The organism is Geothrix sp. 21YS21S-4, assembly GCF_030845995.1.
Taxonomy (GTDB): domain Bacteria; phylum Acidobacteriota; class Holophagae; order Holophagales; family Holophagaceae; genus Geothrix.
Window position 1 is genome coordinate 1,136,077 of record NZ_CP132719.1, and the last position, 25,869, is coordinate 1,161,945.

A 25,869-nucleotide genomic window follows, 5' to 3' on the forward strand; every position below is an offset into this window, starting at 1 on the left:
TGGGAAGGTGGTCGTTCCCGCTCCGCTTCCGCTTACGGGAATGGCTAAAACCCGCTAGAATACTCGTTTTGGCGAGCCCCCATGCATATCCAGGAACTCATCCTCCGCCTTCAGCGGTTTTGGGCCGACCGGGGTTGTCTCGTCGGCCAGCCCTACGATCTGGAAAAGGGCGCGGGCACGATGAATCCCCTCACGTTCTTCGGGGCGCTGGGGAGCAAGCCCTGGAACGTGGCCTACGTGGAGCCCTCGCGGCGCCCGGCGGACGGCCGCTACGGCGAGAACCCCTTCCGGGTCTACAAGCACCTCCAGTTCCAGGTGATCCTCAAGCCCAGCCCCGCCAAGGTGCAGGACCTCTACATCGAGAGCCTGGAGGCCCTCGGGATCGACCTCACCAAGCACGACCTCCGCTTCGAGGAGGACAACTGGGAATCGCCGTCGCTGGGCGCCTGGGGCGTGGGGTGGCAGGTGGTGCTGGACGGGATGGAGATCAGCCAGTTCACCTACTTCCAGCAGGTGGGCGGCCTGGACTGCCGGCCCGTGAGCGCCGAGCTGACCTACGGCATCGAGCGCATCTGCATGTTCCTGGGCGGCTACGACAACATCTTCGACTTGGTGCACGGCGAGGTGAAGACCGACGACGGCGTGTTCCCCGTCACCTACGGCCAGATGCGCCAGCGCGAGGAGTTCGAGCTGTCCGCCTACAGCTTCGAGCACGCGGACCTGGACCTGCACCGCACCCTGTTCGACGCCCACGAAAAGGAGGGCTGGCGCCTGCTCAAGGACCACGGCCACTTCCTCAGCGCCTACGAGCAGGCCCTCAAGATGAGCCACACCTTCAACGTCCTCGATGCCCGTGGCGCCGTGAGCACTACCGAGCGGCCCGGCATCATCAAGCGCGTGCGCGACCTGGCCTGCGGGTGTGCCAAGGCGTATCTGGAATTTGAAACCGCAGATGGCGCCGATGCCGCAGATGCGAAAGCCGGGAAGGGAGGTGCGAAGTGAGCGGCACGAAGACCTTCCTGCTGGAACTGCATTGCGAGGAGATTCCGGCGCGGTTTCTGAACCCTCTGAGTGAAGAACTTGCTAGCAAGTTGAATCAGTTCGTTGACGAGACATTGAGGCATCCAATTCAGCGTCGCGGTGAAATTGGTTCGGATTGGCCAGCTGACCAATTTGAACCATTTCCTGAGGGCGTAGACCCCACTGCTCTTTTTAGCTATTGCTATTCGCCACGAAAACTTGCTTGGCTGATTGAATTCCTCCCCATTCAGCAGCCCGATCAGACAGAGATTCAGATTGGTCCGCCCCAGCGGATGTGCGTGGAGGAGGGTGGCAGAGCGACCATCCAGGGACTGAAGTTCGCGGAGAAATGGGGCGTGGATTTCTCGGCGGTGCGGTTCGAGCAACCGGCCGGGAAGAAAGAACCCTGTGCGGTGGTGACAGTCACGAAGCCGGGCCGGCCCACGGTGGACCTGCTGGCGGAGATGCTGCCCAAGCTGATCGCGGGTCTGCACGTGCCCAAGGCCATGCGCTGGGGCCGTTCCGAGTTCGAGTTCGTGCGGCCCATCCGCAACATCCTCTGCCTATTCGGGGAGCAGGTCGTACCCATCACGGTGGACGGTGTGACGGCCACCAACAGTACCTGGGGCCATCGCCTCTACCACCGCGATCATCCCGAAGCAGTGACGGTTGCGGCGCCCGAAGCCTATGAGGCCGCGCTGGAAGCGGCGGGCGTGGTGGTGAGCGTGGAGGTCCGCCGCGATCGCATCGCCGCGCAGCTGGACTCGCTGGCGGCTGAGGTCGGCGGGCGCGTGGTGGCCGATGCGGAGCTGCTGGACACGCTGGCGGAGATCGTGGAGTTCCCCAAGATCGTGCGGGGCGAGTTCCCCGCCAATTTCCTGGAATTGCCCAAGGAAGTGCTGGTCACCAGCCTCCGCGAGCACCAGAAGAGCTTCTGCATCGAGGGGCCGGATGGCGCCCTGCTGCCCTTCTTCCTCACTGCGGCCAACCGCGTGGACGATCCCGCCGGTTTCGTGAAGGCGGGCAACGAGTGGGTGCTGAAGGCTCGGCTCTACGACGCTCGGTTCTTCTTCGCCGAGGACCGCAAGCACCCGCTGGCTGACCGATTGGAGCGGCTCAAGGCCCTCACTTTCCAGCGGGAACTGGGGAGCTATTTCGAGAAGACCGAGCGGGTGGCTGTCCTGGCGCGGGCGCTCGCCGGAAAGCTGTCCACGGACGCTGCCCACATCGAGCGGGCCGCTGAGGCCGCGCGCCTCGCCAAGTGCGACCTGCGGACCCTGATGGTGGGCGAATTTCCCGAACTCCAGGGCGTCATGGGCGGCGAGTATCTCAAGCACGAGGGCGTCCACGAGGAGGTCTGGCAGGCGGTCACGGAGCACTACCGCCCCATCGGCGCCGACGACGCCATCCCCGGCACGCCTCTGGGCGGCTTGCTGTCCCTCTGCGACAAGCTGGACACGGTAACGGGCTGCTTCGCCGTGGGCCTGATCCCCAGCGGATCGAAGGATCCCCTGGCGCTGCGGCGGGCGGGGCAGGGCATCGTGCGCATCCTGTGGGAGCGGGGCTGGCCGCTGTCCCCGATCGATCTCATCGCCGCCGGTTTGAAGGCCGTGGGCGCCAAGGCCACCCAGCCCGAGGCCGAAACCCGGGAGGCCCTGCTGGCCTTCTTCAAGGACCGTGTCGCCTACCAGCTCGAAGTGGCCGGCTACGCCGGCTCCGTCCGCCGGTCGGCCCTGGCCGCAGGGTGGGAGGACCTGGGGGATCTCAAGGCCCGCTGCGAAGCCCTGTCCGCTTTCGCCGAGGATGCCCGCTTCGCCAGCCTCGCCCAGAGCGCCAAGCGGATCGGGAACATCCTAAAGGACGAGACGCCCGCCGCTGATTTCGACCGGACTCTCCTCCAGCAAGCGGAGGAGCGCGTCCTGGCGGATGAACTCGCCAAATTGGAAGGCACCGCCGATCGGAAGGAACTCCTCGCGGCCCTGGCGAACCTCGCCCAGCCCCTGGAAGCCTTCTTCAGCGCCGTGATGGTGAAGTGCGACGACCCGGCCCTCCGCGCCGCCCGCCTCAGCCTCCTGCACCGCTTCCGTCTGGCCTTCCTGCGCGTGGCGGATTTCAGCCTTTGGCAGTAGCGACCTTCAACCGCAGATGAATCCGCTTCCATCTGTGACATCAGCGCCATCTGCGGTTTCTTGTTCCATCTGAGGTTCCCATGCACCACGAACGCATCGCGATCATCGACTACGGCAGCCAGTACACCCGGCTGATCACGCGGCGCCTGCGGGAGCTGGGCGCCTTCGGGCTGGTCTACAACAGTGGAACCTCGGCGGCGGAGATCGCGGGGGCCGACCTGAAGGGCGTGATCCTGTCGGGCGGTCCCAATTCCGTGCTGGAGCCCGGGGCGCCGGAGCTGGACATGGCCATCCTGGACCTGGGCGTGCCCATCTTGGGCATCTGCTACGGCCAGCAGATCCTGGCCCGGAACCTGGGCGGGCAGCTCCACCGCGCCACCAGCCGGGAGTACGGCAAGGCCGAGATCACCGCCTCGCCGGAGACTTCCCTGCTGTTCGAAGGCCTGCCCCACGCCCAGCAGGTGTGGATGAGCCACGGGGATCACGTGGAAGTGGCGCCCGAGGGCTTCGCCGTGACAGCAAAGACGCCCGGGGTGCCCGTGGCCGCCATGGAGAACGCGGCGCGCCGGATCTACGGCATCCAGTTCCACCCCGAAGTGACCCACAGCGCCCAGGGCACGCCGCTCCTCCTGAACTTCCTCAAGTCCTGCGGGATGGCCCTGGATTGGAACGCCGGCAACTTCATCGAGGAGAAGGTCCGCGCCATCCGACAGCAGGTGGGCGACGGGACCGTCGTCCTGGGGCTCAGCGGCGGCGTGGATTCCAGCGTGGCGGCCCTGCTGCTGCACAAGGCGATCGGCAAGCGCCTGACCTGCGTCTTCGTGGACCACGGGCTGATGCGCAAGGACGAGATGACGCAGGTCCAGGCCTACTTCGCGCCCTTCGAGCTGAACGTCCGGTGGATCGACGCTTCCGACGAGTTCCTGGGCGCTCTGCAGGACGTCACCGATCCCGAGCGGAAGCGGAAGATCATCGGCGGGAAGTTCATCGAGGTCTTCGAGCGCGAGGCCGGCGCGGTGCGCGCGGACTTCCTGGGCCAGGGCACCACCTACCCCGACGTGATCGAATCCAGCGGCATCGGCGGCGCCATCCTGGTGAAGTCCCACCACAACGTGGGCGGGCTTCCCGAGCGCATGAAGCTGAAGCTGGTGGAGCCGCTCCGCGAGCTGTTCAAGGACGAGGTCCGCGCCACGGGCCTCGCCTTGGGCCTGCCCGAGGAGATGAACCAGCGGCACCCCTTCCCCGGTCCGGGCCTAGCGGTGCGCCTCCCGGGCGCCATCACCCGGGAGCGGGTGGCCATCCTCCAGAACGCCGACGCCATCTTCCTCCAGGAGCTGCGGGAGAGTGGCTGGTACGCGAAGACCAGCCAGGCCTTCGCCGTTCTGCTGCCCGTCCAGACCGTGGGCATCATGGGCGACGAGCGCACCTACGAGGCCATCTGCGCCCTCCGTGCCGTCACCAGCGAGGACTTCATGACCGCGGACTGGGCGCGCCTCCCCCACGACCTGCTGGAGAAGATCGCCCAGCGCATCGTGAACGAGGTGAAGGGCATCAACCGCGTCGTCTTCGACATCACCTCCAAGCCCCCGGCGACCATCGAATACGAATAATCGGCCCCGGATGAACGCGGAGGGACACGGATGAATCCCCGTGTTTCCCATCTGCGTTCATCCGTGTTCATCCGTGGCAAAGAGGTTTCATGGCCAAGCGACAAGAACCCGTCCGCAAATCGGTGAAGGAGATCCTGGAGGACCTGCTGGCGGGTCACCGGGAGGCGGCCTTCAGCGGGCCGGAGGCGGCGCTCAAGTACCTGCGGCGCACCTTCGAGGGCCAGGGCAGCCTGCCCAATGCGGTGAAGGCGGTGGCCTACGACCTGACGGCCGATGCCCAGGCCCAGCTTGGGCAATGGGAGGCCTGCGCGGCCTCGGTGGACGCGGCGCTCGCCCTCCTTCCGGAGGTGGAGGAGGCCTTTCCCCACGGCTACCGCCGGATGGTGGAGGGCCTGACCTGTTTCGAGCGGGGCATCCAGGCCCACAGCGAACTGGGCGACTTCCACCGGGCCCTGGAGCTGTGCGAGCGGGCCATCTCCCTGGACCTGGGCGCCCACTACCAGGCGAAGCGGGATTCCCTGGAATGGGCCCGCTGAGGGCGATCCTCCGGAAAACTTGAGATCGCTCCCGCGGAAGCCGTTGAGGCGGAAAGCGGAGAGCGCATGACCGAGGACATCCAGGTGGTGCCGGCGGAGACCCGCGTCCTGATCGTGGACGACCTTCCGGTCATCCGCCTGTCCCTCCAGCGGATCCTGGCCAAGGCTGGCTACCGCTGCCGGGAGGCGGAGGACGTTTCCCAGGCCCTGGCCGCCCTGGAGGCCGAGCCCGCCGACCTGGTGCTGTGCGACATCCAGATGCCGGGAGCCTCGGGTTTGGACCTGGTCAAGGCGCTCCACCCCCGGATCCCCGACACCTCCGTGGTGATGGTGAGTTCGGTGGAGGACGCGGAGACGGCCATCGAGTGCCTCCAGCAGGGGGCCTTCGGCTACGTCCTCAAGCCCTTCCAGCCCCGGGAGATCCTCGTCCAGGTGAACGGCGCCCTGCGCCGCCGGAGGCTGGAGATCGCCTTCCGCGACCGGGAGGCGGAGCTGGCGCAGAAGGTCCGGGAGCAGACCCTCCAGATCCGGGATTCCCGGGAGGAGATCGCCCTCCGCCTGATCGCCGCCACGGAGCACCGGGACAACGAGACGGGGATGCACGTCCGGCGGATCGGGCTCTACGCCGCCGAAATGGCGCGGCTGCTGGGCTGGGACGAGGCCCGGGTGGAGACCCTCCAATCCGCGGCGCCCATGCACGACATCGGCAAGATCGGCGTCCCGGACGCCATCCTCCAGAAGCCCGGCGCCCTGACGGACGACGAGTGGGTGGCCATGCGGCGCCACACCACCATGGGCGCCGCCATCCTCAAGGGCTCCACGGTCCCCTTCATCCAGATGGGGGCGCGGATCGCCGTGGGGCACCACGAGAAGTGGGACGGCAGCGGCTATCCCAAGGGCCTGAAGGGCGAGGTCATTCCCCTGGAGGCCCGCATCACCACGCTGGTGGACGTCTACGACGCGGTGCGGAACCGGCGCCGCTACAAGGATCCGTGGCCCGAGGACCAGGTGGTGGCCCTGATCCGGGAAGGCCGGGGAACCCATTTCGATCCGGCGCTGGTGGACTTGTTCCTGTCGAACCTGGGACGGTTCCGCGCCATCCTGGAGGCGAACCCCGACGAGGCGCCGGACGAGGACGCGGGCCCCTGATCCCAACCCGGGAAGGGGGAAGGAGGCCGCCGTGAAACTCGCCGACTACCGCACCCTGGGGCACTCGGGCCTGCGCGTCAGCCCGCTGTGCCTGGGCACCATGACCTTCGGGATGGACTGGGGCTGGGGGGCGGACGTCCCCGCCAGCCGCGCCATCCTGGACCGCTACCTGGAGGCCGGCGGCAACTTCATCGACACCGCCAACATCTACACCAAGGGCCACAGCGAGACCATCCTGGGCGACCACTTCGCGGAGCGCGGCGGGCGGGACCGGGTGGTCCTGGCGACCAAGTTCTGCGGCAACCTGCATCCGGGCGATCCCAATGGCGGCGGGGCCGGGCGGAAGGCCATCCAGCAGCAGCTGGAGCAGAGCCTGCGCCGCCTGCGGACGGACTGCATCGACCTCTACTGGATGCACTTCGACGACCCCTACACCCCGATCGACGAGACGCTCCGCGCCCTGGACGACCTCGTGCGGGCCGGGAAGATCCGCTACCTCGGCGTCTCCGACACGCCCGCGTGGAAGGTGGCTGGAGGCCAGGTGGAAGCCGGGCTCCGGGGCTGGTCGCCCCTCGTGGCGCTCCAGATCGAATACTCGCTCATCGAGCGCACGGTGGAGCACGACCTGCTGCCCATGGCGCGGGCGCACGGTCTGGGCGTCACGCCCTGGTCCCCGCTCCGGGGGGGGCTGCTCAGCGGGAAGTACGGCCGGAACCGCCGGCCCGAGGGCGAGGGTCGTCACGTGCCGGGCGTGTCCAAAAGCCTCAACGAGCGCAACTACGCCATCCTCGATGCCGCCGAGGCCGTGGCGACGGAGCTGGGGACGGGCATGGCCCAGGTGGCCTTGGCCTGGGTCCTGGCGCGGCCGGGCGTGGCCAGCCCCATTCTGGGCGCCCGCACCCTGGAGCAGCTGGACGCCAATCTCCGGGCGCTGGACCTGGACCTGCCGCCCGAGCTGATGGCCCGGCTCGACGCCGCCAGCGAGCCCGCGCCCATCTTCCCCCACGCATTTCTGGTCAATGCCAAGAGCGTGATGCACGGCGGCTCCGCCATCGACGGCGTCCCCGCGGCCCCCTGGCCCTTGGCGCCGCAGACGGACCAGGAGCGGTGGTAAAAGGAACGATGCGCTTCTTCCTCGCCGTCGTCCTTCTCGCCGCTTCCGGCCTCGCCGCCCAGGAGACCACCGTCGTGGTGCTCCGCCACGCCGAGCGCCAGTCGTTCCTGGACCAGGATTCCCCCCTGTCCGACGCCGGGCTCCGCCGCGCCGCGGCGCTGCCTCCCCAGTTGGCGGGCTTCAAGCCCGCGGCCCTGTACGCCTCCGATCGGAAGCGCACCCAGCAGACCCTGGCCCCCTTCGCCGCGCAATCGGGCGTGGCGCCCCTGGTACGTTCCGCCGATGGAACCGAGGCGTTGGCGGCGGAGATCCTGCGCGAGCGACGCGGGCAGACCGTGATCGTCTGCTGGCACCACGACCTGGTGAAGAAGCTGGCGCGGGGCCTGGGTGTGAAGGGGCCACTGCCCTACTGGTCGCTGGATACCTACGACCGGCTGTGGATCATCAGCGTCCCGGCCCAGGGCGCCCCGACGCTGGTGGAAAAGCTCCAGGCCTCAGCGCCAGCTGCCGTCCCGGCGGCCTGAGGCCGCCAGCACTTCCTCCGCCGCCCGCAGGCCGTGGTCCTGGGCCTCCTCGAACAGGGCCAGGCCGCTGAGTTCCGTGTGGGCGAAGTGGACGTTCCCGAAGGGCCGGGCCAGCGCCAGGAAGGCGGGATCCCACATCAACCCGGGCTGCGGACGGACCATGGCGTGACCCCACCGCATCACGTCCAGCCGCGCCACCAGGCCCTCCAGGTCGGGGTGGGCGGGGCGCAGGTCGTCCATCACCATCCGGGCGCAGGCGGACCAGTCCAGGGTGCGGAGCCGGGCCCGCTCGGCGTCGCACTCCGCCCCCGCGAAGGGGCGATACCAGGTGAGGACCGTGGGGCCGTAGTCCTTCAAGCCCTGGTGCGTGGCCGCCACGTAGCCCAGGGCTTCGCTGTCCCGCAGAACGTTGTCCCAGGCGAGGGGGAAGGCGGCTTCCTTGGGCCGCGCCCGCAGCGTGAGGTTGGCCACCATCCAGGGGGCGTTGCGGATGCGGGCCGCGGCGGGTCGGGCCTCCGCCAGCCCCGCCACGATGTGCCGCGCGGCGTGCTGGGGACCGGCGAAGATCACCCGCTGCGCCCGCCAGCCCACCCGCCGCTGGTTCACCGCGTCCCAGGCCGTGACGAGGAGATCGCTGCCGTCGGGCCGGATGGCGGTGGCCACCACGCCGCAACGCAACCGGTCGCCGCAGGCGCGGCGGAGGTGGTTCACGAGGAAGCCGTTGCCCTCGGGCCAGGTGAGGAGGGGCCGCGAATCCTCGCCCGGGCCCTGCTTCCGCGCCGCGAAGTAGAACAGGCCCGCCCAGGCGCTGGTGGTCTCCAGCCGCGACCCGTAGTCGTCCCGGCAGGCGTAGTCCAGCAGCCAGCGCAGGCGCGGCGACGAGAAGCCCCGGGCGTCCAGCCAGGCGGCGAAGGAGAGCGCGTCCAGGGCCACCGCTTCCGGGGCGTCCGAGCACCGGGACCGGGGAATGCTGAAGGCGGGCCGGCCGGCGCGGTCCCGGAAGGCCGCCCAGCGGTCCACCTCGCGGAAGAAGGCGTGGTACTGCCGCTCGTCCTCGGCGCTGGCGCCCGCCCGCAGGTAGAGGCCCTCCCACCACTGGCCGTAGGCGAAGATCCGCTCCTCCGGCGCGCGCACCGTGGCCTCCTCCGCGAACCGGGGCTCGCCCTTGGCGTCGAAGCCCTCCAGGACACCGCATTCCGCCAGCAGGCGCAGGACCGCGTGGTTGCCCTTATCCGGCACCGGCAGGTAGTGGGCGGCCCACGGAAAGGCGCTGACGTGGTTGCGGCCGGATCGGGAGGTGCCGCCGGGCTCGCGCTCCAGCTCCAGGACGCGGAAGTCGTCCAGTCCGCCGCCCGCCAGCCGCCACGCAGCGCTGAGCCCGGCCACGCCGCCGCCCACGACGAGGACGGACACGGGCTCGAAGCGCTCCGGATCCGGAAAGGCCCCGTCCCGGATCCAGTGGCCCAGCGCCACGTCCGGCCCGATCAACTCGCCCTGGAACGGGAACTCGGGCTTCCGCCGGCAGGCCAGGGGAACTGCCGAGAGGGCGCCCGCAGCGAGAAAATCGCGGCGCTTCATGGCCTGCCCAGATGGAGGGGGGGAAAGGAAAAACGAGTTGAAACCGCAGATGACGCAGAGGGCCGCAGATGAAGGAGGTTCCATCTTTTCATCTGCGTTATCGGCGACATCTGCGGTTCCCATGCCTTTCCCCGCGAGCGAGGAACCTCTTCCCCAACAGGGCGCATCCCCCTCACGACCACCGCCGCCACTCCCGGGCGTAGAGGTGGACCAGCAGCTGGTTGTCGAGGCGGTTCACGTCGGTGGGGATGCGGTCCATGTCCTTGGGAAAGGCGAACATGGCCGCGGTGGCTTCGTCGGACAGGTGGCGCAGGCCGGGCAGGACGCGGGTGGGGACGGCGAACTCGCGCTTGGAGGCCAGGGCGAAGCCCCACACCCCGAAGGACGGGACGGCCAGGTGGTAGGGCCGCACCTTCAGTCCCGCGGCCTCCATGGTCGCGGCGATGCACCAGAAGGACTGCCGCGCCATGAGCGGCGACGTGCTCTGGACGGCGATCACGGCGTCGTCGGCAAGGCGCCGCTGGAGCAGCCGGTAGAACCGCGACGTGTAGAGCTTCCCCAGGGCGTAGGTGTTGGGGTCGGGGAAATCCACCAGCGCCACGTCGAAGGGCGCCCCTTGCGTCTCCTGGAGCCACACCATGGCGTCAGCGTTGACGACCTTCACCCGGGGATCGTCCAGGGCGGCGCCGTTGAGCTGGCGCACCATGGGCTGATGCCGCGCCATGTCGGTCATGGCGGGGTCCAGGTCCACCAGCACCACCTCCCGCACCGAGGGCTGCTTCAGGACTTCGCGCACGGCCAGTCCGTCCCCGCCGCCGCAGACCAGCACCCGCTTCGCGTCGGGCCGGACGCCGAAGGCCGGATGGACCAGGGCCTCGTGATAGCGGTACTCGTCCGCGCTGGAGAACTGCAGGTTGCCGTTGAGGAAGAGCTGGAAGCTGCCCCGCCCGCGCGTGAGGACGATGCGCTGGTAGGCGCTGTCCTTGGCGTAGACGATCTCGTCGGCGAAGATCTCCTCCTCCACCGCCAGGGTGAATTTCCCGGCGAAGCCCAGACCCAGCGCCAGGATGGCCATCACCGCGAAGCAGCGGGCGCGCAGCATCCGCGTGGGGCCGAGTTGGGACCGGAGCAGGTGGGTGGACCACAGCCCCACGGCCGCGTTCAGCAGGCCGAAGGCGAGGCTGGTCCGCACCAGGCCGAGCTTGGGCATCAGCAGCAGCGGGAACAGCAGCGAGGCGAACAGGGCGCCGATGTAGTCCAGGGTCAGCACGCCCGCAACCAAGTCCTTGAAGCGCACCTGGTCCTTGAGGATCCGCATGAGGATGGGGATCTCCAGGCCCACCAGCGTTCCCACCGCCGTCACCACGCCGTAGAGCACCACCCGGAAGGCGTGGGTGTGGGCGAAGGCCTGGAAGAGACTGGGCGCGGAAAACCCACCCACCAGAGCCACCGCCAGCTCCAGGTCCACGAAGCGCCGCGCGAGCCCCCGCTGGAGGAACTTGGACAGCCAGGAGCCCAGCCCCATGGCGCTGAGGTAGACCCCGATCACCGTGGAGAACTGCGTGACCGAATCCCCCAGCAGGTAGCTCGACAGCGTCCCCGCCACCAGCTCGTAGATCAGCCCGCAGCTGGCGATGAGCAGCACGCTGAGGAACAGCAGAGGAGCCTTGAGGGCGGGCTCCGACGGGAGGGCAGAAGCTGAATCAGCCACGGATGAACGCGGATGGACACGGATGGGTCATAGGGACACTCGCTTCACGCCGACTTTCGGGAAGAAGAAGTTGAGGATCAGGCCCCGCCGCAGTCCGGTGGCGCGCAAGTAATTGAGGCACTGAGCGAGGTGGATGTCCTCCAGATGCGTGACGCACTTCAATTCAACGATGACGCAGCCGACCACCAGCAGATCGGCGAAGTAATCCCTGGCGATCACTCCGTCGTACATGACCTTCACAGGATGCTGCTGCAGAACGGGGAAGCCCGCTTTCCTCAACTCGTGGGCGAGGGCGTTCTCGTAGACCTTCTCCAGAAACCCGCATCCAAGCGTGTTGCTGACCTTGAATGCCGCCCCGATGATGGCTTCGGACACGGCCTCCCATCCGCGTTCATCCGGGTTCATCTGTGGCAGATCACCCATGGATCGCGGCGGCGATGATGAGGCTGATGCCCAGGATCAGGGCGCCCAGGACGATGCCGAGGGCGACGTTCTGGTCGTCCTCCATCTCCTTGCGGAGGGAGAAGGGGAGGATCTTCACCAGGAGGAGCCACACGAGGCCCAGGATGGCGAGGCCGAGGAGGGAGAAGACGGCGGCGACGAGGAGCTGGTGAAGCAGCGGGTTGGCGATCATCACTTGCCTCCGTGGAAACCGTTGTTGTGCAGGAAGGTGCGGTAGGCGCCGGGGGTCTGGCGCACGCTGGGGGGCAGGTCCGCGCGGCGGTGCTGGCCGAAGAATTCGCGCCCGAAGAAGCCGTTGGCGACGACCAGACTGAAGCCGCCCGCGAGAAAGAGCAGGTAGAGGATGCGCATCAGTCGTCGTCTCCCGAAGAAGCTCCCGCCGCGTAGGCGCTCTCCTGCCAGCGCCGGCTCTCAAAGGCCGCCATCCGCAGCGCCGTCACCAGCGGCACGACGAGGATGGCCACCAGCGCGAGGACGGGATAGAGCCAGCGCATCACGCCCTGGCGCAGCTCGACCTCGATGCTCCGCACCGGCGGCATCTTCCCCTCCCATTGGGGAGCCAGCCGCAGGACGTAGCTGCCGGGCGGAACGGCGCTGAGGAAGACCGTCTGCGTCTGGGCGCCTTCGGCCCAGGATTCGCCGCCGTCCACGCCGCGGTAGAAGCTCGATTCCACCAGGAACAGCTCCGCGACGCCGGTGGTCTCGCTCACCAGGGCCCCTTCCACGCTCACCCAGCTGTTGCTGACGGGGGCGCGGAGGGTGAAGGCCAGGTTCCGGTGCCCCTCCTTGATCTGGATGGGATCGGAGAAGTAGACGGGTTCGGGGGATTCGCCGGCCGGAGCCGGTCCCCGGGGGGAAGAGGGGCGATGGATGGTGTCGCCCACCTGGAAATCGAGGCGGGCCAGGTCGTACAGATCCAGTTGCTGATGGAAGAGCTGAGTGCGGCGGTGGGTGGCGGATTCGGCCAGGACCAGCACCAGCAGCAGGCCCAGCGCGGCGACGGCCCAGAGCCAAGCTCGGCTCAGGGCGGGCTTGTGGGGGTTGGGCTGGAATGCCCCGATGCCGATGGGTGGAGGCGGCGCGCCGGGAAGCTGGAAGGCCGTCCACACCTCGCTCGGATCCAGGTAGGTGGAGAGGCTCCAGTTGACCTCCTCGCCGCCGTTGGGATGTGCCTGCCGCTCCCGCGTCAGGCTGCGGGGCGGCGCTACGAATTCCGAGACATCCACCCGCTCGCCCCGCGTCACCTGCCAGTAGAACTCGCCCCACACGCCCTCGACCACGGCCGACGTGTCCTGGAACCGCCGCCACGTCTCGTCCAGGGCCGACAGGTTCTTCTGTCCCCGCTGCGGCTGGGGGATCTCTCCGGCGGGCGCGGCGACGGCCAGGCTCCAGTGGCCCTCGCTCTGCACCAGCCACTGGAAGCCGTGCCCGGCGTCCAGGAGGAGGTATTCGTTCCAGGGATACACCGTCCCGTCCACGGTGCAGCTGCGCCGGAGCTGGCCGATGCAGATCACGCGCTCCCCGCGGAGGGTCCCTTCGGCTCCCAGGGGGATGGCCAGGCTCGCATGGGGGCGCTCCAGGCTCTTGAGGAACGCCAGCTTGCCGTGCTCGGCGGACAGCAGGCTGCCGCAACTGGGACAGCCCACGCGGAGGGTCTGGTCCGGCGCCCGCAGAGCCAACGGCCCCCCGCACTTGGGGCAGTTGAGGTTCTGGACCGCCACCGGGGGTGCCTTCCGGGTGCCCCCTCGGATGCCCAGCTCTTCCAGCGCAATTTCCCGGCCCACGAACAGCAGCGGCGGCTCCTCCCCGTAATCCAGGGTGGCGAAGGCGCCGCGGGGGCCCGAGAGGTCCGCGAAGCGATAGGTGGCGCCGGGTTCCACGGCCCAGGGGATCTCGCCCTCGGCGCTGTGGAAGGCGGCTTCGCTGACTTCCACGACGGTCCACAGGCCGTCGGGTCCCAGGTCCGCGGGGGCGCCCGCCTTCAGCTCCGCTACGGGAGGAAGGGGACCGCGCGGCGCCTGGGCGAAGGTGAGGTAGAAGCGGCCCTGCGCCTCCGCCAGCCAGCCCCAGCGGCCGTCGTCCAGGGCCAGGTACCACTCGTCCCAGGTGCCGCCCAGCGGATGCTTCAGCTGGACGCGGCCCGCCAGGGTGAAGGCGCGTCCCGTCCACGTCCCCGTGGCCCCGAGGCCCAGGGGCGAGCCCGTGTCCACCAGCGCCGCCGCCTTGCCGAGCAGCTCCGGATCCCGGTCCCGGCGGGCGGCGAGGGCGTGGCAGTAGGGACAGACCGCGACCATCGTCCCCGGGCGGAAGCTCAGGGGGGCACCGCAACTGGGGCAGGAGGCGAGGGCGCTCATGGGGTGCCGCGATTATGTCAGAGCAGGGGAAGCATGCGGTCCAGCCCTTCCCGGAAGGCCGCCTCACGCGTGAGCAGGCTCGCCACCAGGTGGCCACCCCCGGGCAGGTCGAAGAAGGAACCCGGATGGACCAGGACCGAGGCCTCTTCCAGCAGGCGCAGGGCGCAGGCCTCATCCTCGTCCACGGCCGGGCGGCGCAGGAGGACGGACCACCCGCCTTCGACCGGCAGGCGCGAGAGGCGGGGATGGGCCGCCAGGGCCGCGTCGAGGGCCGCGAGGTTGGCGCGGAGTCGCGCCCGGATCTGGGCCTGGAGGCCCGGCGCCAGGGCCAGGAGGGCCGGCGCGGCGGCCTGGACAGGAGCGGAGACGGAGAGGTACTGGTCCGCCAGGAAGGCCAGGCCTTCCAGATGGGCGGAAGCGCCCGGTCCCCGAACGGCGATCCAGCCCAGCTTCAACTGGGGAAGGGCCGCTACCTTGCTGAGGCCGGACAGGACGAAGACGGGGCAGGGGGGAGCTGGATCCTCCAGCGCGGTGGCCAGCCGGTCCACCGGAGCCTCCAGGGCGTAGTCGGAGAAGACCTCGTCCACCAGGAGCGCCAGGCCGTGACGAGCGCACAAGTCGGTGAGCTCATGCCACTCCGTTTTCGACAGAAAATGTCCGGTGGGGTTGTTGGGGTTCACCACCACCACGGCCCGCGTGCGGGGCGAGATTGCGGCCTCCAGGGCGCCCAGGTCCAGGTGCCAGCGGTCGTGGAAGTAGGACGGCACGCCGCGGGCCTGGATGCCTTCCAGCCGCGCCAGCCATTCGAACAGCGGGTAGCTGGGGCTGGGCACCAGGATCTCGTCGCCGGGATCGGCCAGCAGCTTGAACAGCAGCCCGTAGCCCTCGCTGGTGGAGGCCGTGAGGAGGAGGTCCTCCGCCCGGAGGCCGTGCCCGTGGTGGGCCGCCACGGCTTCCCGCGCGGATGCGGCGCCCTGGGGATCCGGATCGTAGGCGAGCACGCCGGGAGCCGACAGCGCCGCGCGGATCTCCGCCTCGGGATACGCGAAGCCGCACCGCGTGGGATTCGACACCGTCAGGTCGAGCACGTCCCGGCCCTCCGACCTCGCCCGCGCCAGGGCCGCCGACAGGGTGTTGGGCTCGAAACCGGCGGGCAGGCGCGACGAAAAGGGCATGGATCCAGAGTAGACGGGGCAAGAAAGAGATGGAAAAGCGGAGGAAAACAGAGGCGAACGGAGGAAGCGGAAAAAGGCCGGAGGAATTCCGCGATCCTCCGACCTTCCGCTCTCCTCCGCTTTGAAACGCCTTTCCCGCCTTCATCTGCCCGCGGCCGGATTTGGCGCGATAATCGGGCGGAACTTCCGGAGGCTCCCATGGCGAAGACGCCCAAAGTCGCGGTGCTGCTGGCCGGTTGCGGCCACCTCGACGGCGCCGAGGTGCGCGAGGCGGTCCTGGCGCTGCTGGCGCTCGATCAGCACGGCGCGGCGTTCCAGTGCATCGCGCCCAACGCGGACCAGTACCACGTCGTCAACCACGCCACGGGGCAGCCGGTTCCCGGTGCCGCCCGCAACATCCTGGAAGAGGCCAGCCGCATCGCGCGGATGGGCGAGTGCCTGGATCTCGCCCGCGCCGATCCCGGCGACTACGACGCCCTCGTGATGCCCGGCGGGTACGGCGTCGCCAAGAACCACTGCACTTTCGCGCTCAAGGGCGCCGAAGCGGAGGTGCGCCCGGACGTGGCGGCCTTCGTCCGCGCCTTCTTCGATGCCAAGAAGCCCGTGGGGGCCATCTGCATCGCGCCCGCCCTGGTGGCGCTCGTCCTGTCCCGGGACGCGCCGGTGGACCTCACCCTGGGCATGGATCCCGGTTCCGCCGCCGCGGTGCAGGCCCTGGGCCACCGCCACATCGCCACGCCCAACGCCCGGGAGATCGTCGTGGACGAGGGCCGCAAGCTGATCACCACGCCCGCCTACATGTTCGACGACGCCCGGCTGGGGGATGTGTGGATTGGAATCGAACGCTGCGTGAATGAAGTTCTCAAGCGCTGCTGAAAGGGGCCGGTGATTCGCTCCCTGCGGGGCCCCGCTCCGCAGGCTCCCCCGGAGCCTGTTCCGCGACCCGCATGGTCGCGAGGATTGGGCTCGGACGGTGCGTGAGTGGAAGTTCTCAAGCGCTGTTGAAGGGGGCTGGTGATTCGCTCCTTGCGGAGCCCCGCTCCGCAGGCTCCCCCGGAGCCTGCTTCGCGACCCGCATGGTCGCGAGGATGGGGATCGAACGCTGCGTGAGTGAAGTCCTCAAGCGCTGCTGAAGGGGGCCGGTGATTCGCTCCCTGCGGGGCCCCGCTCCGCAGGCTCCCCCGGAGCCTGCTCCGCGACCCGCATGGTCGCGAGGAACTCACGCGGATCTGACGAATTCGAGCAGGACCGGGGGATGATGCGGAAATCTTCCAAAACCAGGCATTTCAGTCCTCTTGACGGTACGGAAAGGGGAATCGGATCCTGGGACTCCCGATCGTCTGGAGTGTCGTGATGTCCCCCGTCCCCTTCTCTTCGACCACGGAAGGGGATGATTCCCTTCCGCCCGAGCGCCTGCTGAGCATCATCCGTTTCCAAACGGAGATCGCCAAGGCGGGGCTGGACCTGGGCGAAGTGATCGAGCGGGTGGCCCATCTGGCCCAGGATCTGACCGAGGCCGCGGGCGCCGCCCTGGAGTTGGCGGAAGGCGAGGAGATGGTCTACCGCGCCGCCACGGGGATCGCCGCGAAGCAGCTGGGGCTGCGGATCCGCCGCCAGGGCAGCCTGTCCGGCCTGTGCGTGGAGCAGGGCGCGCCCCTCTCCTGCGAGGACTCGGAAACCGATCCCCGGGTGGACCGGGAGGCCTGCCGGTCGGTGGGGCTGCGGTCCATGGTGGTGATGCCCCTCACCCACGGGGGGATTCCCGTGGGCGTCCTGAAGGTGCTCTCCGAGCGGCCCAACGCCTTCACTCCGGTGGAACGCAACACCCTGCGCCTGATTTCGGAGGTGGTGGCCGCGGCCATGGCCAATGCCACCCTCTACACGGCCCAGGTGGAAGAGGCCCGCGACCTGTTCGCCCGCGCCACCCAGGACTCCCTCACCGGGCTGGGCAACCGGGCGCTGTTCTACGACCGCTTCCACCAGGGGCTGAAGCTGGCCCGCCGCCAGGGACGGCGCCTGGGGATCGCCCTGATCGACATGGACGGGCTGAAGCGGATCAACGACAGTTGCGGCCACCAGGCGGGCGACACCGCGCTCCGCACCCTGGCCCAGCGGCTGCAGGCCCTCCTCCGCGAGTCCGACACGCTGGCGCGGCTGGGGGGCGACGAGTTCGCCATCCTCCTGGCCACGGTCAACGATCCGGAGGCCGCGCGGCGCTTCGGCGTGCAATTGGCGGAGCGGGTCCGTGGCGACTTCGCATACGAGGACCAGGTGTTCGAGTTGGCCGCCAGCATCGGGGTGGTGGTCTTCCCGGAGGACGGCGCCGATCTGGAGGCCCTGCTCCGGGAGGCGGACCTGGCCATGTACGCGATGAAGCGCGCCCACCACGCGGCCCGGGACTAGGCGGGTCAGTCCGCCGCTGCGCGCCGCGGATGCACCATCTGCCGCAGCGCGGGGGTGAGGGTCCGGCTGGCCGCGAGGATCCGCGCCTCGTCGTCGAGGACGCGGATCCAGGGGGCCGCGTGGCCCAGCACCATTCCGGATTCGGGAAGGTCGAGCGTCCGGTCCAGGGCCTGGAGCACCTGGAGGGCGACGGGTTCGGCGCCCCGCCAGCGGGAGGCGGCCAGGGCGTCCGCCTGGGCTGGGCGGAGCGGCGGCTGGATGAGGGCGGCGAGGGTTTCCAGGCTCAGCTTGGGATGCTGGAGGAAGGCGGCGAGGACGCTGGGTGAAGGTGCGCGCCAAACCTGCGCCCAGAGGGCCCGGGGCGCCTGAAGGGCGAGGCTGCGCCGCTCGCCCGTGGTCATGGTCGCCCATAGCTGCTGCAGCTTCTCCGTGGCCTGCTGGCGGGCCTGGGGATGGGCGGCGGCATCGCCCGCGATGGCCGCCAGCGCCCGCCAGGGCAGCCGCGCCAGGAGTCGGGAGCGGAGGTGCGCGGGCGCCTTGGGATGCTGCGCGATCCACCGCAGCAGCAGGGGCCGCTTCAACAGCTCCGGCCGCTCCGCCGCCGCTTCCAGCCAACCGGCGGGGGGTTCCGGTTGGCGCAGCAGCCGCAGGAACTGCGCCCACGAGGCGTCGGGCGGCAGCGGCCAAGGTGCGGAAGGGCGGGGCATGGGGGAAGTTTAGGGCGGCTCCGGGGGTTCTCCGGCCATTTCCGCCACACTGTTCCCATGGCTGTCGAATTCACCATCCTGGGGCGGGGCCGCGCGGGACGCGCGCTGGCGGCGGCATGGGGAGGCCGGGCCGCGCTGGCGGATCACGGTTCGCGGCCGGAGGGGTTGGTCCTGCTGGCGGTGCCGGACCGGGCGGTGGCGGAACTGGCGGAGGCCTTTCCCGGACGCTGCGTCCATCTGGCGGGGAGCCTGCATCTGCCGGGCGTGCCCAGCGCCCATCCCCTCACCAGCTTCGACGGCGAGGCGCGGGACTGGACGGGCACGCCCCTCGCGATCACCGGAGCCGTGCCCGACGGGCTGCGGCGCGCCTTCGGCGACCTGGGCTTCGCGGCGTTCGACCTGCCCGCGGAGCTGAAACCCCTCTACCACGCGGCGGCGGTCCTGGCCTCGGGCCACGCGGCCACCCTGTGGCTGGGGGCCGAGAACCTGCTGCGGGCGCAGGGTGTGGCGCTCCCCGGCCGCGGAATCCTACCCCTCGCTGAAGCCACGTTGCGCAACGTGGCCCGGCTGGGCGCGGAAGGCCGGACGGGGCCCTTCGTCCGAGGGGACGACGCCACCGTCGCCCGGGACGCGGAGGCCCTGCCGGAGCCCTGGCGGGGAATCTTCCTGGAACTGGGCCGCAGCCTCCGCTGAAGCCGCCTCTTTCCGGAGTCCCATGATCCAGCTGCTCCTCGTCTCGGTCCTGTGGGCCCTCTCCTTCGGGCTGACGGCCCGGGTGGCGGACCTGGGCGCGCCCTTCGTAACCGCCGCCCGGACGGTCCTGGCGGCGCTGGTCTTCCTCCCCTTCCTGCGGACGCGGGGGTTGGGCGCGCGGCGGACCCTCATTTTCGCGGGCATCGGAGCCCTCCAGTTCGGGCTGATGTACGCCCTCTACATCGCCTCGTACCGCTGGCTCCGCCCTTCGGAGGTGGCCCTCTTCACCATCTTCACGCCCCTGTTCGTGACCCTGGCGGGGGAGCTGTTCGAGGGGGCGCCTTCCTGGCGGCCCTTGGCGGCCGCCGCCCTGGCGGTGGTAGGCACCGGCATCTGCGTATGGACGGGATTGGGCCGGACCGGGCTTCTCCGTGGCTTCCTGCTGATGCAGGCCTCCAACCTCTGCTTCGCGGTGGGCCAGGTGCTGTACCGCCGGGTGGCTTCCCGCTCCGGCCGGGCGGACCGCGAGCTGATGGGCGTCCTCTACCTCGGTGCCGCCGCCGTGGCCCTCCCGTTCCTGGGCCCCTCCATCGCGTGGGCGAAGGTGGCGCACCTCCGACCCGACCAGGCGGCGGTGCTTCTCTACCTCGGTGCCGTGGCCTCGGGGCTGGGGTTCTTCCTGTTCAACGCGGGGGCCCGCCGGACCGATCTGGGGACGCTGGCCGTGCTCAACAACCTGAAGATCCCGCTGGCCATCCTGGCTTCGGGTTTCGTGTTCGGGGAGGCCGTGGACTGGCCGCGGCTGGCGGCGGGGGGCGCCGTGATCGCCGGCGCCTTGGCCCTGAACGGCCTGGGACCGGGGCGGAAGCGAAGATGACGATGAAGGGGTCGTTTAACCCCGGGTAAGGGCGTTCGTGGCATGCTGGACCCTCTTCATCCGAGGCAGCAATGGCCACCGTTCCCGATCATGGTCTCAAAGAGATGATGCCGGTCTTCGGCCCCGAGACGCTGGGCGTCGGCGCCCGGGGGAGCTTCCGCGCGGCCCTGGAACGGCTGAGCGGGGAGGGCGACCTCAAGGCCCGCCTGCTGCTGTCGGCCCTGTCCCATTTCGCCGCCAAGGGCTACGACGGCGTGCAGGTGAAGGAGGTCGCCGAGGAGGCGGGCGTCTCGAAGCCGACGCTCTACTACCACTTCGGCAGCAAGGAAGGGCTCTTCCGCCAGCTCTGCCTGGTGGCCCTCGGAAGCATGGCCGTGCGCATCCAGGCGATGGTGGAGCCCGTCCTGGCGGCGCCAGTGAAGGGCGCCGAAGCCATCGATCGCGCTTGCGGAACGCTGGTCCGCGCCTACCTGGACCTCCTTCTGGAGAGCCAGGAATTCACGGGATTCATTCTCCGGTCCATCGCCGTGCCCTCGCCGGATTCCACCTTCCGGGACCTGATGCCCCTGGTGGAGAAGGGCCTCAGCCCCTTGGGCCTGTTCATGAACCACGTGTTCGGGATCGGGCTGGAGGAGGCCCGCAAGGAGGTGCTGCTGTTCACCTCGCTGGTGGGTTCGCTCATCGAGGAGAAACTGCGCGATCCCCATTACCAGATCACGGACGGCGAGGTACGTTGGTTGACCCGCCGCTGGCTCCACGGCGTGCGGGGCTGACGTTCCGAAGGAAGGCGCCATGTCCCGACCCGCTCCCATCCTCGCCGTCCTCCGGCCCCTGGACCTGTCCCAGCACCTGTTCGAGGTGGAACTGACCTTTCCCGCGGAAGCCGTGGCCCAGGGCGCCGTGGCGGCCATGGCGGCGTGGACGCCGGGCTCCTATCTGGTGCGCGACTACGCCCGCTTCGTGGACCGCGTGCGCGCGGGCAGCGGGCGGAAGGAACGCCCCCTGGAAAAGCTCGACAAGCAGCGGTGGCGGCTGCCCGCCTCGTCGGCGGATCTGACCGTCCGCTACCGGGTCTACGGGAACGACCTCACCGTCCGCACCAACCACGTGGACGCCGCCCACGCCCAGATCATTCCGGCGCCCACGTTCCTCTACCTCGAAGGCCAGGCGCACCGGCCCTACGAAGTGCGCTTCGAGGGCTTCCCGGCGGACTGGAAGGTGGCCTCCGTTCTTCCGAAGCGCCGCGGCGCCTACCTGGCGAAGGACCTCGACACCCTCATCGATTCTCCCTTCGAGGTGGGGACCTTCCGCGCGCGCAGCTTCCGCGCCGGCGGAACGACCTTCGACCTGGCGTTCACGGGCGCCCACAACGGCGACGAGACCCGCATCGCGGAAGCCACGGAAAAGATCGTCGAGGCCGCGGGGGCGATCTTCGGCGGCTTCCCCTTCGACCGCTACCTGTTCCTGTTCACCTTCGCCCCCAAGGTGCGGGGCGGGCTGGAGCACCGCGACTGCACCAGCCTGATCTCCGACTGCCACGGCTTCGATCGGCCCGAGGGCTACCATCGGCTCTACCGGCTGGTGGCCCACGAGTTCTTCCACGCCTGGAACGTGAAGCGGCTCCGCGATCCGCTCCTCGGCCCCTTCGACTACAGCCGCGAGAACCCCATCAAGCTCCTGTGGTTCCACGAGGGGTTCACGTCCTACATGGAGCACCTGATCGTCCTCCGCGCGGGCGTCGTGCCCTGGAGCCTGGCCGCCCAAGACCTCGCGAAGGGGTGGAGCGAGCAGGTGCAGCGCCCCGGCCGCCTGGAGCAGAGCCTGGAGGAATCCAGCTGGGACGCGTGGATCCGCTTCTACAAGCCCCACGAGTTCAGTCCCAACAGCTCCGTGAGCTACTACGAGAAGGGCGCGATGGTCGGCTGGCTGATGGACGCCGAAATCCGCCACGGGAGCCGCGGCAAGGCGGGCCTGCCGGACCTCTTCGCGCGGCTGTGGGAGCGCCACGGCGAGGGCGGCCTGACCGACGCGGACGTGCGCCGCGCCTTCGAGGAGCTGTCCGGGAAACCCGCCGCGCCCTTCTGGGAGGCCTACATCTCCGGGCGCGCGGACCTGGATCCCGCGCCGATCGCGCGGGCCTATGGCCTCGCGCTGGAGGCGAAGGCGCTGTGGGAGGGCCTTGCTCCGGACGAAGCCGGCGATCCGGCGGCTGTCCGCCGGGCCAAGGCCTGGATCGGGCTCACTCTGTCGCCCCCCGCCCCCACCATCCAGAACGTGACGCCCGGCGGTCCCGCGGCGGAGGCGGGCCTCAGCTTCGGGATGGAGATCCTGGCGGTGGACGGCTGGCGGACCGCCGCCGCGGCGGACGTGAATCGGTGCGTGGCCGACGCGGGGCCCGGCGGACGGATCGCCGTGCTCGCCGCGGACCGGGGCCGCGTCTTCGAGACCTCGGTGACGGTGGCCGAGAGCCCCGAGCGGACCCACCGCCTCGTTCCCGACCCGCGGGCGGGTCTCGCCCAGCGCGCGGCCTTCGCCGCCGCCTACGGCCAGGCCTTCCCCGGAGGGCCGATCAAGCGCGGACTCCGCCGGTGAGGATCGCCGCCCTCCTGGCCGCCCACAACGAAGCCGAGCACATCGGCGGGGTGCTGGAGGGGCTCCGCGCCTTCGGCCTCCACCGGATCCTGGTGGTGGACGACGGTTCGGACGACGCCACCGGCGCCCTGGCCGCCGCCGCGGGAGCCGAGGTGCTCCGTCTGGAGCCGGGCCGCGGCGGAGGCAAGGGCCAGGCCCTGCGGGCGGGTCTCGCGCGGCTGCGGGAGGACGACTTCGACTTCTACCTCTTCATCGACGCCGACGGGCAGCACGATCCCCGGGACCTCCAAGGGTTTCTCGACTACCTGGCGGTTCATCCGGACGGGGATTTCCTGATCGGCTCCCGCTACCTGGAGCGGGCGAAGATCCCGCCCAAGCGGTGGCGGACCAACGCCCTGGGGACCTGGACGCTGGGCCGCATCGCGGGCGTGCGGTGGGAGGACAGCCAGAGCGGGTTCCGGATGATCCGGAAGCGGGTGCTGGACCGCCTGGACCTGTGCACCTGCGGCTTCGCCATCGAGATGGAGATCGCCATGAAGGCCGCGGACCGCAACCTGCGGTGGGCCCACATCCCCATCCGCGCCATCTACCATCCGGGCCCGCCCCGCAGCCACTTCCGCGGGGTCCTGGACACCTGCCTCATCGCGATGGCCTCGCTGAAGTGCTGAGGCCGAATCCCTGTTAAATTTCAATGTGATGATCAATCCGCTCGACTGGGACCTCGGCAATGTCCCCCCTGGCGTCCCGTGGGGCGGCGTCGATGAAGCGGGGCGGGGGGCCTGGGCGGGGCCGGTGGTGGCGGCCTGCGCGGTCCTGGACGGGGAGACGGTCCGCCGCTGGGGGCACGTCCTGCGCGGGGTCCGGGACAGCAAGCAGCTGTCGCCCGACCGCCGCGAAGCCCTCGCCACGGAGCTGAAGGCCATCCTTCCGGCCTGGGGCGTCGCCGAAGTGGACGAACTGGCCATCGACCGGGAGAACATCCTCCAGGCCAGCCTGATGGCCATGCGGCACGCCGTGGCCGATCTCGCGGTGCGGCCACGGATCCTGTTCATCGACGGCAACCGCGGGCCCCGGACGGGTCTTCTGGAGCGGCTGGTGGTGGACGGCGACGCGCTCAGCTGCGCCATCGGGGCCGCGAGCATCCTCGCCAAGGCCCACCGCGACGCCCTGATGATCGGGCTGGAGGAGCGCCATCCGGGCTACGGCTTCGGGCAGCACAAGGGCTACGGGACGCCGCTCCACCGCGCCCAGATCCGCGCGCTGGGCGTCTCTTCCGTCCACCGCATCAGCTACGCGCCCGTGGCGGCGCTCCAGCAGGTGGACGAGGCCCTTCGCGACGCCCTCCGCCACGGGTTGGACCTCTGCGCCACCGTGGCCGAGCTGCGCCTGTGGGTGGAGCGGGACCTCCGTCCGGCCTACGGCAGCCTCAAGCTGGTGTGGGTGGAGACGCTGCGCCGCCGCTACGCGGACCGCCTGGCCCAGTTGGCGGATTCGGAGGGCCTGGCGCGGGAATCCGGTCCCGCCCAGGCGGCTCCGGACGGGCCCTGATGCGGGACGTGGCTCTGGCTGTCCTGGAAAGGGAGGGCCGCTACCTCCTCCAGCGGCGGGCGGGCTCGAATCCGGTGCTGCCGGGGCTGTGGGAATTCCCGGGCGGGAAGGTCGAAGCGGGCGAGACGATTCGACAGGCCCTGGCGAGGGAGCTGTCCGAGGAGATGGGCCTGGAGATGCGGGACGCGTGGCCCCTTCCGATCCTGGAAGGTCCCGTGCGGCTCCATCCCTTCCGCGTCGAGGCCCCAGGCGCGCCGCGGACGCCCCTGGCGTGGGGCTGGTTCACGCTCGCGGAGATCCGGCGCCTGCCCATTCCGCCCGCGAACGCGGCGCTGCTCCGCCTCCTCGGAGGCGCCTGAAGCGCATCTGATAACCTGGATTTCCCTCAGGCCCGGAGATGCCATGCTGCGATTCCTCGTTCGGACCTTCCTGTGCGCCGCCGCGCTGGGTCTGTCGGCCCAGCAACCCACGGAAGTGGTGCTGAGCGCCTCCAGCGGCGCGAAGCTCGTCCTGGCGATGACGGCGCCCAAGGTCTCCGGGGTGGACGAATCCCAGGTGGCCTCGGAGTTCACCGCGGTGCTGCGGCGCGACCTCGACGAGACCGGCGTGTTCGCGCTTCTGCAGGAGCGGCTTCCCGCTGATTCCGCGCCGACCAAGGCGTGGCGCGAGGCGGGCGCCCAGTGGCTGCTGTCGGTGCGGATCGCCCGCGCGGCGGAAGGCGGCGGGTTGCAGCTCGACGCCTCGGCCCTGGACACGGCGGCGGAGAAATCCGTGTTCACCAAACCCTACAAGGCGGATCGCCTGGTCCCGCTGCGCCGGATGGCCCACGCCCTCGCGGACGATCTGGTGGCGCGGCTCACCGGCGAGCGGGGCGTCGCGTCCAGCCGTGTGGTGTTCGTCCGCCAGGTCTCGCCCGGGGTGAAGGAGCTGTTCCAGATCGATCGCGACGGCGCCAACCTCGTCCAGCTCACGCGCCACGGCAGCCTCACGCTCTCGCCTTCGGTGGCCTCGGACGGCCGCCTGGCCTACGTCACCTACAAGGGCGGGGCGCCCGCGCTGTGGGGCCAGCGCCGCAAGGACGGGCCCCACGAGAAGCTCTATCCCGCGAACGGAGCCGCGGACATGGTCTCGACGCCGGTCTGGTCGCCGGACGGGAAGCGCCTCGCCTTCGTCCAGCTCGACCGCCGCGGAAACAGCGACATCATGATCCTCGATCTCGAAAAGGGCCGCGCGCGCCGGCTGACGGACGGCACCGGAATCAACACGGAGCCGAGCTGGAACCCCAACGGGACGCAGCTCGCGTTCACGTCGGACCGGGAGGGCAGTCCCCAGGTGTTCCTGATGCAGGACGACGGCTCCAACCTCCGCCGCCTCACCGGCGAGGGCCTGTACAACGCGAGCCCCGCGTGGAGTCCCAACGGCGCGATGGTGGCCTACGTCTCCCGCTTCGAGGGCCGGTTCGACTTGTTCATCTACAAGCTGGGCGAAGGAAAGGCCTACCAGATCACCACGGGCGTGAGCACCTCGGAATCGCCGGCCTGGTCGCCGGATGAGCGCCGCCTGGTGTTCACCAGCAACCGGTTCGGCTCCATGCAGATCTTCACCACCGACCTGTCGGGCCGCCAGGTGGTCCGCATGACGGAACTGCCCGACTGCCAGAGCCCGAAGTGGACGCGCGCGCGGTAAA

General features: G+C 69.9%; 25 protein-coding genes. 17 read left to right on the forward strand and 8 right to left on the reverse strand.

Annotated elements, in window-relative coordinates:
* The first annotated feature begins 81 nt into the window (after nucleotides 1–81).
* The 7 genes from RAH39_RS05105 to RAH39_RS05135 all read left to right on the forward strand — a co-directional run bounded on the left by RAH39_RS05105 (nucleotide 82) and on the right by RAH39_RS05135 (nucleotide 8,082).
* Nucleotides 82–1,002: a glycine--tRNA ligase subunit alpha gene (locus RAH39_RS05105; protein ID WP_306591726.1), complete on the forward strand. Its 921-nt coding sequence runs from the start codon at nucleotides 82–84 to the stop codon at nucleotides 1,000–1,002.
* A complete protein-coding gene (gene glyS / locus RAH39_RS05110; RefSeq protein ID WP_306591727.1) occupies nucleotides 999–3,149 on the forward strand; it encodes a glycine--tRNA ligase subunit beta in 2,151 nt (716 codons plus the stop codon). The genes RAH39_RS05105 and glyS overlap by 4 nt, the downstream gene beginning before the upstream one ends.
* An 80-nt stretch (nucleotides 3,150–3,229) precedes the next feature.
* Complete coding sequence (gene guaA, locus RAH39_RS05115; protein ID WP_306591728.1) at nucleotides 3,230–4,759, forward strand: glutamine-hydrolyzing GMP synthase; 1,530 nt, start codon at nucleotides 3,230–3,232, stop codon at nucleotides 4,757–4,759.
* An 89-nt stretch (nucleotides 4,760–4,848) separates the two neighbouring features.
* Nucleotides 4,849–5,295 carry a hypothetical protein gene (locus RAH39_RS05120; protein ID WP_306591729.1) on the forward strand — a complete coding sequence of 149 codons (447 nt, stop codon included), beginning with the start codon at nucleotides 4,849–4,851 and terminating at the stop codon, nucleotides 5,293–5,295.
* Nucleotides 5,296–5,361: 66 nt separating this feature from the next.
* The gene (locus RAH39_RS05125; protein ID WP_306591730.1) at nucleotides 5,362–6,444 is read left to right on the forward strand and encodes a response regulator; all 1,083 of its coding nucleotides are present in this window, start codon (nucleotides 5,362–5,364) and stop codon (nucleotides 6,442–6,444) included.
* Nucleotides 6,445–6,475: 31 nt separating this feature from the next.
* Nucleotides 6,476–7,558 (forward strand): aldo/keto reductase, encoded by a 1,083-nt coding sequence (locus RAH39_RS05130; protein ID WP_306591731.1) that lies wholly within the window; start codon nucleotides 6,476–6,478, stop codon nucleotides 7,556–7,558.
* Between the two features lie 8 nt (nucleotides 7,559–7,566).
* Nucleotides 7,567–8,082, forward strand: a complete 516-nt coding sequence (locus tag RAH39_RS05135; RefSeq protein WP_306591732.1) for a phosphoglycerate mutase family protein — start codon at nucleotides 7,567–7,569, stop codon at nucleotides 8,080–8,082.
* Here RAH39_RS05135 and RAH39_RS05140 read toward each other — a convergent pair.
* From RAH39_RS05140 to RAH39_RS05170, 7 genes are all read right to left on the reverse strand, one after another.
* Nucleotides 8,053–9,660: an FAD-dependent oxidoreductase gene (locus tag RAH39_RS05140; RefSeq protein ID WP_306591733.1), complete on the reverse strand. Its 1,608-nt coding sequence runs from the start codon at nucleotides 9,658–9,660 to the stop codon at nucleotides 8,053–8,055. The genes RAH39_RS05135 and RAH39_RS05140 overlap by 30 nt on opposite strands.
* A gap of 172 nt (nucleotides 9,661–9,832) precedes the next feature.
* On the reverse strand, nucleotides 9,833–11,371 hold the full coding sequence (locus RAH39_RS05145) for a polyamine aminopropyltransferase (RefSeq protein ID WP_306591734.1): 1,539 nt from the start codon (nucleotides 11,369–11,371) through the stop codon (nucleotides 9,833–9,835).
* A gap of 27 nt (nucleotides 11,372–11,398) precedes the next feature.
* Nucleotides 11,399–11,776 (reverse strand): GxxExxY protein, encoded by a 378-nt coding sequence (locus tag RAH39_RS05150; protein WP_373467350.1) that lies wholly within the window; start codon nucleotides 11,774–11,776, stop codon nucleotides 11,399–11,401.
* Between the two features lie 10 nt (nucleotides 11,777–11,786).
* Nucleotides 11,787–12,005 (reverse strand): DUF350 domain-containing protein, encoded by a 219-nt coding sequence (locus RAH39_RS05155; protein ID WP_306591736.1) that lies wholly within the window; start codon nucleotides 12,003–12,005, stop codon nucleotides 11,787–11,789.
* The gene (locus RAH39_RS05160; RefSeq protein WP_306591737.1) at nucleotides 12,005–12,184 is read right to left on the reverse strand and encodes a hypothetical protein; all 180 of its coding nucleotides are present in this window, start codon (nucleotides 12,182–12,184) and stop codon (nucleotides 12,005–12,007) included. The genes RAH39_RS05155 and RAH39_RS05160 overlap by 1 nt, the downstream gene beginning before the upstream one ends.
* Nucleotides 12,184–14,187, reverse strand: a complete 2,004-nt coding sequence (locus RAH39_RS05165) for a DUF4178 domain-containing protein (protein WP_306591738.1) — start codon at nucleotides 14,185–14,187, stop codon at nucleotides 12,184–12,186. Before RAH39_RS05165 ends, RAH39_RS05160 begins: the two co-directional genes overlap by 1 nt.
* Nucleotides 14,188–14,204: 17 nt before the next feature.
* On the reverse strand, nucleotides 14,205–15,362 hold the full coding sequence (locus RAH39_RS05170; RefSeq protein WP_306591739.1) for a pyridoxal phosphate-dependent aminotransferase: 1,158 nt from the start codon (nucleotides 15,360–15,362) through the stop codon (nucleotides 14,205–14,207).
* Nucleotides 15,363–15,560: 198 nt separating this feature from the next.
* Here RAH39_RS05170 and elbB point away from each other — a divergent pair, with 198 nt between their 5' ends.
* Together elbB and RAH39_RS05180 are read left to right on the forward strand one after the other, a co-directional pair.
* Nucleotides 15,561–16,238, forward strand: a complete 678-nt coding sequence (elbB, locus tag RAH39_RS05175; protein ID WP_306591740.1) for an isoprenoid biosynthesis glyoxalase ElbB — start codon at nucleotides 15,561–15,563, stop codon at nucleotides 16,236–16,238.
* A 477-nt stretch (nucleotides 16,239–16,715) separates the two neighbouring features.
* Entirely contained in the window at nucleotides 16,716–17,765 is a 1,050-nt protein-coding gene (locus tag RAH39_RS05180) for a sensor domain-containing diguanylate cyclase (protein WP_306591741.1), read from the forward strand.
* A 5-nt stretch (nucleotides 17,766–17,770) separates the two neighbouring features.
* Here RAH39_RS05180 and RAH39_RS05185 read toward each other — a convergent pair whose 3' ends face one another.
* Nucleotides 17,771–18,472: a hypothetical protein gene (locus RAH39_RS05185; protein ID WP_306591742.1), complete on the reverse strand. Its 702-nt coding sequence runs from the start codon at nucleotides 18,470–18,472 to the stop codon at nucleotides 17,771–17,773.
* 57 nt (nucleotides 18,473–18,529) lie between these two features.
* Between RAH39_RS05185 and RAH39_RS05190 the strand changes: the two genes are divergently transcribed.
* The 8 genes from RAH39_RS05190 (at nucleotide 18,530) to RAH39_RS05225 (ending at nucleotide 25,868) form a co-directional block, all read left to right on the forward strand.
* A complete protein-coding gene (locus tag RAH39_RS05190; protein ID WP_306591743.1) occupies nucleotides 18,530–19,165 on the forward strand; it encodes a DUF2520 domain-containing protein in 636 nt (211 codons plus the stop codon).
* A gap of 22 nt (nucleotides 19,166–19,187) precedes the next feature.
* On the forward strand, nucleotides 19,188–20,042 hold the full coding sequence (locus tag RAH39_RS05195; protein WP_306591744.1) for an EamA family transporter: 855 nt from the start codon (nucleotides 19,188–19,190) through the stop codon (nucleotides 20,040–20,042).
* Between the two features lie 71 nt (nucleotides 20,043–20,113).
* On the forward strand, nucleotides 20,114–20,815 hold the full coding sequence (locus tag RAH39_RS05200) for a TetR/AcrR family transcriptional regulator (protein ID WP_306591745.1): 702 nt from the start codon (nucleotides 20,114–20,116) through the stop codon (nucleotides 20,813–20,815).
* 19 nt (nucleotides 20,816–20,834) lie between these two features.
* Nucleotides 20,835–22,634, forward strand: a complete 1,800-nt coding sequence (locus RAH39_RS05205) for a M61 family metallopeptidase (RefSeq protein ID WP_306591746.1) — start codon at nucleotides 20,835–20,837, stop codon at nucleotides 22,632–22,634.
* Entirely contained in the window at nucleotides 22,631–23,302 is a 672-nt protein-coding gene (locus RAH39_RS05210; RefSeq protein WP_306591747.1) for a glycosyltransferase family 2 protein, read from the forward strand. Before RAH39_RS05205 ends, RAH39_RS05210 begins: the two co-directional genes overlap by 4 nt.
* Nucleotides 23,303–23,330: 28 nt before the next feature.
* Nucleotides 23,331–24,182 (forward strand): ribonuclease HII, encoded by an 852-nt coding sequence (locus RAH39_RS05215; protein ID WP_306591748.1) that lies wholly within the window; start codon nucleotides 23,331–23,333, stop codon nucleotides 24,180–24,182.
* A complete protein-coding gene (locus tag RAH39_RS05220; RefSeq protein WP_306591749.1) occupies nucleotides 24,182–24,541 on the forward strand; it encodes an NUDIX domain-containing protein in 360 nt (119 codons plus the stop codon). Before RAH39_RS05215 ends, RAH39_RS05220 begins: the two co-directional genes overlap by 1 nt.
* A 43-nt stretch (nucleotides 24,542–24,584) precedes the next feature.
* Nucleotides 24,585–25,868 (forward strand): beta-propeller domain-containing protein, encoded by a 1,284-nt coding sequence (locus RAH39_RS05225; RefSeq protein ID WP_306591750.1) that lies wholly within the window; start codon nucleotides 24,585–24,587, stop codon nucleotides 25,866–25,868.
* Nucleotide 25,869: the final 1 nt, after the last annotated feature.

Excerpts from the sequence above, each read along its gene's own strand:
- RAH39_RS05105 (WP_306591726.1), top strand. The coding sequence starts at position 82 with ATGCATATCCAGGAACTCATCCTCCGCCTTCAGCGGTTTTGGGCCGAC.
- guaA (WP_306591728.1), top strand. The coding sequence starts at position 3,230 with ATGCACCACGAACGCATCGCGATCATCGACTACGGCAGCCAGTACACC.
- RAH39_RS05120 (WP_306591729.1), top strand. The coding sequence starts at position 4,849 with ATGGCCAAGCGACAAGAACCCGTCCGCAAATCGGTGAAGGAGATCCTG.
- RAH39_RS05125 (WP_306591730.1), top strand. The coding sequence starts at position 5,362 with ATGACCGAGGACATCCAGGTGGTGCCGGCGGAGACCCGCGTCCTGATC.
- RAH39_RS05135 (WP_306591732.1), top strand. The coding sequence starts at position 7,567 with ATGCGCTTCTTCCTCGCCGTCGTCCTTCTCGCCGCTTCCGGCCTCGCC.
- RAH39_RS05140 (WP_306591733.1), bottom strand. The coding sequence starts at position 9,660 with ATGAAGCGCCGCGATTTTCTCGCTGCGGGCGCCCTCTCGGCAGTTCCC.
- RAH39_RS05150 (WP_373467350.1), bottom strand. The coding sequence starts at position 11,776 with ATGAACCCGGATGAACGCGGATGGGAGGCCGTGTCCGAAGCCATCATC.
- RAH39_RS05155 (WP_306591736.1), bottom strand. The coding sequence starts at position 12,005 with ATGATCGCCAACCCGCTGCTTCACCAGCTCCTCGTCGCCGCCGTCTTC.
- RAH39_RS05160 (WP_306591737.1), bottom strand. The coding sequence starts at position 12,184 with ATGCGCATCCTCTACCTGCTCTTTCTCGCGGGCGGCTTCAGTCTGGTC.
- RAH39_RS05165 (WP_306591738.1), bottom strand. The coding sequence starts at position 14,187 with ATGAGCGCCCTCGCCTCCTGCCCCAGTTGCGGTGCCCCCCTGAGCTTC.
- RAH39_RS05170 (WP_306591739.1), bottom strand. The coding sequence starts at position 15,362 with ATGCCCTTTTCGTCGCGCCTGCCCGCCGGTTTCGAGCCCAACACCCTG.
- elbB (WP_306591740.1), top strand. The coding sequence starts at position 15,561 with ATGGCGAAGACGCCCAAAGTCGCGGTGCTGCTGGCCGGTTGCGGCCAC.
- RAH39_RS05180 (WP_306591741.1), top strand. The coding sequence starts at position 16,716 with ATGTCCCCCGTCCCCTTCTCTTCGACCACGGAAGGGGATGATTCCCTT.
- RAH39_RS05185 (WP_306591742.1), bottom strand. The coding sequence starts at position 18,472 with ATGCCCCGCCCTTCCGCACCTTGGCCGCTGCCGCCCGACGCCTCGTGG.
- RAH39_RS05190 (WP_306591743.1), top strand. The coding sequence starts at position 18,530 with ATGGCTGTCGAATTCACCATCCTGGGGCGGGGCCGCGCGGGACGCGCG.
- RAH39_RS05195 (WP_306591744.1), top strand. The coding sequence starts at position 19,188 with ATGATCCAGCTGCTCCTCGTCTCGGTCCTGTGGGCCCTCTCCTTCGGG.
- RAH39_RS05200 (WP_306591745.1), top strand. The coding sequence starts at position 20,114 with ATGGCCACCGTTCCCGATCATGGTCTCAAAGAGATGATGCCGGTCTTC.
- RAH39_RS05205 (WP_306591746.1), top strand. The coding sequence starts at position 20,835 with ATGTCCCGACCCGCTCCCATCCTCGCCGTCCTCCGGCCCCTGGACCTG.
- RAH39_RS05215 (WP_306591748.1), top strand. The coding sequence starts at position 23,331 with ATGATCAATCCGCTCGACTGGGACCTCGGCAATGTCCCCCCTGGCGTC.
- RAH39_RS05220 (WP_306591749.1), top strand. The coding sequence starts at position 24,182 with ATGCGGGACGTGGCTCTGGCTGTCCTGGAAAGGGAGGGCCGCTACCTC.
- RAH39_RS05225 (WP_306591750.1), top strand. The coding sequence starts at position 24,585 with ATGCTGCGATTCCTCGTTCGGACCTTCCTGTGCGCCGCCGCGCTGGGT.